Genomic DNA, 3534 nt, shown 5'->3' with positions numbered 1-3534 from the left:
ACGTGAAACCCTGCAACTCCCAAAGCCTTCGCTCGCGATGTGGGTGGAAAGATTGTCAAACATACCTGATGGTGTTTATAGCTATGTCGCTGAAATTGATGGTAAAGTCGTCGGAAATATTGGCTTTCACCACTCTCTACGTCCAAGAACGATGCACACGGCATCGTTTGGCATCGGAGTACATGATAGTTTCCACGGACTCGGTATTGGTAGCAAATTGATAGAAACAGTCACTGAACTAGCAGATAACTGGTTAAATGTGAGAAGAATTCAAATAGAGGTCAATGCCGATAACGACGCCGCCATTGGGCTTTATAAAAAGCATGGATTTCAAATTGAAGGTGAAGCGATTGACGGTTCCTTCCGTGATGGTGAATTCATCAATACCTATTACATGGCGCGCATCAGACCAGGCCAAAGATAAAACAAAGCCTCCTACTAATTGGAGGCTTTTCTTTTTAAACTTCGACTCACTTTCGTAAGTAAGCCAACGCTCTGCGAGTCAATGCTTCTGTGTAGGGATTGATCTTCCAGTGGTCGGAACTCCAACCTTTCACAAATCGCTGAAAGTCTGCCCAAGCCACAGCAAACAAAGGACGCCATTCACGCTCGACTTCATTAGGGTCAAGATTCGGTTGATAGACCATTAGCGCGTATTGCAACTGAGCAAAATACGTATCCAAAACCCAAACTTCCATCTCTGCACAACGTTCTGGCTTAACGGCGCTACTCATAAACAGTGCCACATCTTTCATTGCACACCCACATCCAACGTATTGAAAGTCAACCGCAGCAACGCTTGATTCTTCTTCATCAAAACAGAAGTTCGCCAATTTGGCATCACCATGTACTAGTGTTTTAAACTTAGCTTGCGAAAGCGTTTGATCAATCAATTGAGCCGCATTTTGTAGCTCAGTGTCTTGCAATGCTTCAAGCTCGTCGGGTCTGGTTGCTAAGTGCCAGTATGTTCCGGTATGCCACAACTTATCCGAACGAACATCGATGTATCGCGCATGAAAGTTCGCCAACCAAGTGAGGCAGGCTTGTAGATGCTCTAGCTGTGCATCTGTGATGACTTTTGGAAAGCCCACCTCGGCGAGATCTTCCATCACAATGAGCCATTCATTCTCCGATTGGAACGTTTTTAGACCTTGTGGTACTCGGCAGCGAGTATCCACCCCTCCGGAAAAATACTCATACCAATTCACTTCCACCTGATAAGAATGCAACTTTCTTTGATGAGAACGGTCCGTATTCCAGCCTCTAGGATGCTCTGAAGGCTTAGGGAGTTTTACATGCTTAATGATCACCGAACCAGTAGAATAAGTAACTCGGACTAACTCCCCATAGCCTCCCCATAGCGATTGTATGACTTCTACAGAGCGGTAATTACCGAGATTGAGTTCCTGGCCAATAGTTTGGTAGCGTTGGTGGTTGTTACTCATCATGCGAGCAGATGTGACCACGTTTGGTTCTTCTCCATATAGTGAATAACATATGGGCAAACTGGTTTGATTTGATAACCGAGTGACTCAATTTCTGGCAACACCGCTTCCATCATCACTTTTCCGTACCCCTTACCTCGCAGTGCTTCAGGAACAACCGTTGATGTAATGTGCATGACATTACCCTTAAGCTGATAAATCACCTTGGCTTTATAACCCTGCTCTAAATCAACCCAGAATGTACTATTCGTGGTCTCATGAGTTACTTTATGCATATCTTGCTCTCTAATTTTTGTTACAGATTGATTGAATCAAACTATATCACTGAATAAAATCGATACCATGCGAGAGTGCTGCTTCGCCTCACGCGATTACCTTCTTACATCAGGTACGACAATTATAATGAGAAATATGAGCCCAATTGCCAGAGACGGCAAGCTACCTCTGCAAAGCAAGAAGGCACCAGAACGTCAGGCAAGTACATTAAATAGCACCGATGCAATGGCAATGGTCGAACATGGCAGTGAAGTGAGCTTAAACGTCACCACCCCCGTTGGTACAAAGTTTATTACAACCAGCACATTTGTTGGCTGTCACTCAAATAATACTGCATTGATAGAGGTTCCGAACATCTCCGATGAAGACTTGAAGTTCTATTTTCAAGAAGGCTTTTGGATCAATGTAAAAGCCTACTCTCATCGAGGTGAAGGGGCCGTTATCCCATTTCGGGCCCAATTACAGCATCGACTAGGCGATCCGTACCCAATTTTGGTGCTAGACCTACCCAACACTATGCAGGTCTTTCAGCTTCGCAAAGAAGTGCGTTACGAAGTAAATTTGAGAGCGCGTGTTTGTTTAGAAGCCTATCGAACTGAATGCGAAATAAGAGATTTATCTCGTAGTGGCTGTCGTTTTGTAACATCACCAATGAGCCGACCACTTCAGGTTGGTGACCACGTTTCATTGGATCTAACGATGCCCGGAGAAAGTCGTATGCTAGCGCCGTTGCGAGGTCGTATTTGTAATTTACAAAAATCAACGCACTATGCTCGCTACGGAATGGAGTTTGATGAGGTTGGTAAAAACAACGCTAAAAACCTCCTCAGTCACCTCAAATTTGATGGTACTAAGCTCACACTAAAAAGATAGATTTGATCACCCCTATCGCTTATCAAGAAGCTTTGAAGTGCTAGAAAACAAGAAACCCCTTACTTTTCAGTAAGGGGTTTTTATTTACTAAGAATAAGGCAGTATCTTAGATAAGAGTCATGACTTAGAAGTCGTAACGTAGACCTAGCGCTAGCTCATCTTTTTCAGCCGCGCCTTCGTTATCCATTAGATCGAAGTTGTATGATGCGTAGCCACGGAAGTTAGGCTTGAAGTAGTAAGTTACATCAACAGCTAGGTTTTCTACAGTATCTGCGTCTTCTAGTTCACCTTTGTTGAACGTAGAAGTGAATACAGTTTGACCCATAGTGTAAGCAGCGGCTAGTTCGTAGCCTTTGTAATCAAAAGTCTTACCTGCAACATCCATATCCGCGCCAGTGTAGTTACCAGCGAAGTAGAAGTCACCTACAGAGTATGCAGCTACCAGCATGAACTCATCGCTGTCGTTTTGATCTGCGTAACCAGCACCTAGTTCAAAACCAGTGTTAGCAAACGCGTAAACACCAGATAGAGAGAAGCCATCTTCCTCGTTGTCTGTAAAGCCTTGTGCATCTGTTGTGCGATCAGCAAAACGGTAGCTAGCGCGTACAGCTAGTTGCTCGAATTGGCCTTTGTAAGACAGCATGTTATCTGTACGGTCAGAAACAGGCAGTTTAAGTGCTGCTGTGTTACCGTGGTAAGCCATAATGTCAGTAAAGTCAGTAAGAACCACTAGTGCGCCGTCGTTTTTACCGTAAGTTACTTCACCGTATTTGCCACCCAGACCTGCATAAGCGTAACGAGTTTCAAGATCACTATTGTTATCTACGGCACCTTCTTCTTTTGTTTTGAACTCACCTTCCCAAAAACCAACGCCGTATAGGTTTTCATTGATTTCCTGTTTGCCTAGGAAGTTAAGACGGATGCGAGTACGGTCTTCTGC

The 3534-nt window shown here is 44.2% G+C and carries 5 protein-coding genes; 2 read left to right on the top strand and 3 right to left on the bottom strand.

Annotated elements, in window-relative coordinates:
* The coding region (locus CAG68_RS07270; RefSeq protein ID WP_161440972.1) for a GNAT family N-acetyltransferase at positions 1 to 424 on the top strand (424 nt) is incomplete at its 5' end.
* A 46-nt stretch (positions 425 to 470) separates the two neighbouring features.
* Here CAG68_RS07270 and CAG68_RS07265 read toward each other — a convergent pair.
* Both CAG68_RS07265 and CAG68_RS07260 read right to left on the bottom strand, forming a co-directional pair.
* Entirely contained in the window at positions 471 to 1448 is a 978-nt protein-coding gene (locus CAG68_RS07265; RefSeq protein ID WP_086047244.1) for a phosphotransferase, read from the bottom strand.
* On the bottom strand, positions 1445 to 1720 hold the full coding sequence (locus CAG68_RS07260) for a GNAT family N-acetyltransferase (RefSeq protein ID WP_017635482.1): 276 nt from the start codon (positions 1718 to 1720) through the stop codon (positions 1445 to 1447). Before CAG68_RS07260 ends, CAG68_RS07265 begins: the two co-directional genes overlap by 4 nt.
* Positions 1721 to 1847: 127 nt before the next feature.
* Here CAG68_RS07260 and CAG68_RS07255 point away from each other — a divergent pair, with 127 nt between their 5' ends.
* Positions 1848 to 2594 carry a flagellar brake protein gene (locus CAG68_RS07255; RefSeq protein WP_042521645.1) on the top strand — a complete coding sequence of 249 codons (747 nt, stop codon included), beginning with the start codon at positions 1848 to 1850 and terminating at the stop codon, positions 2592 to 2594.
* A gap of 124 nt (positions 2595 to 2718) precedes the next feature.
* Here the strand turns inward: CAG68_RS07255 and CAG68_RS07250 are convergent.
* On the bottom strand, positions 2719 to 3534 hold an 816-nt coding region (locus CAG68_RS07250), incomplete at its 5' end, for a porin (protein ID WP_161440971.1).

The sequence above is a fragment of the Vibrio sp. V42_P2S4T144 genome (assembly GCF_009904715.1).
GTDB lineage: Bacteria > Pseudomonadota > Gammaproteobacteria > Enterobacterales > Vibrionaceae > Vibrio > Vibrio alginolyticus.
This window is presented reverse-complemented; position numbering and strand designations above follow the sequence as displayed.

Excerpts from the sequence above, each read along its gene's own strand:
- CAG68_RS07265 (WP_086047244.1), bottom strand. The coding sequence starts at position 1,448 with ATGATGAGTAACAACCACCAACGCTACCAAACTATTGGCCAGGAACTC.
- CAG68_RS07260 (WP_017635482.1), bottom strand. The coding sequence starts at position 1,720 with ATGCATAAAGTAACTCATGAGACCACGAATAGTACATTCTGGGTTGAT.
- CAG68_RS07255 (WP_042521645.1), top strand. The coding sequence starts at position 1,848 with ATGAGAAATATGAGCCCAATTGCCAGAGACGGCAAGCTACCTCTGCAA.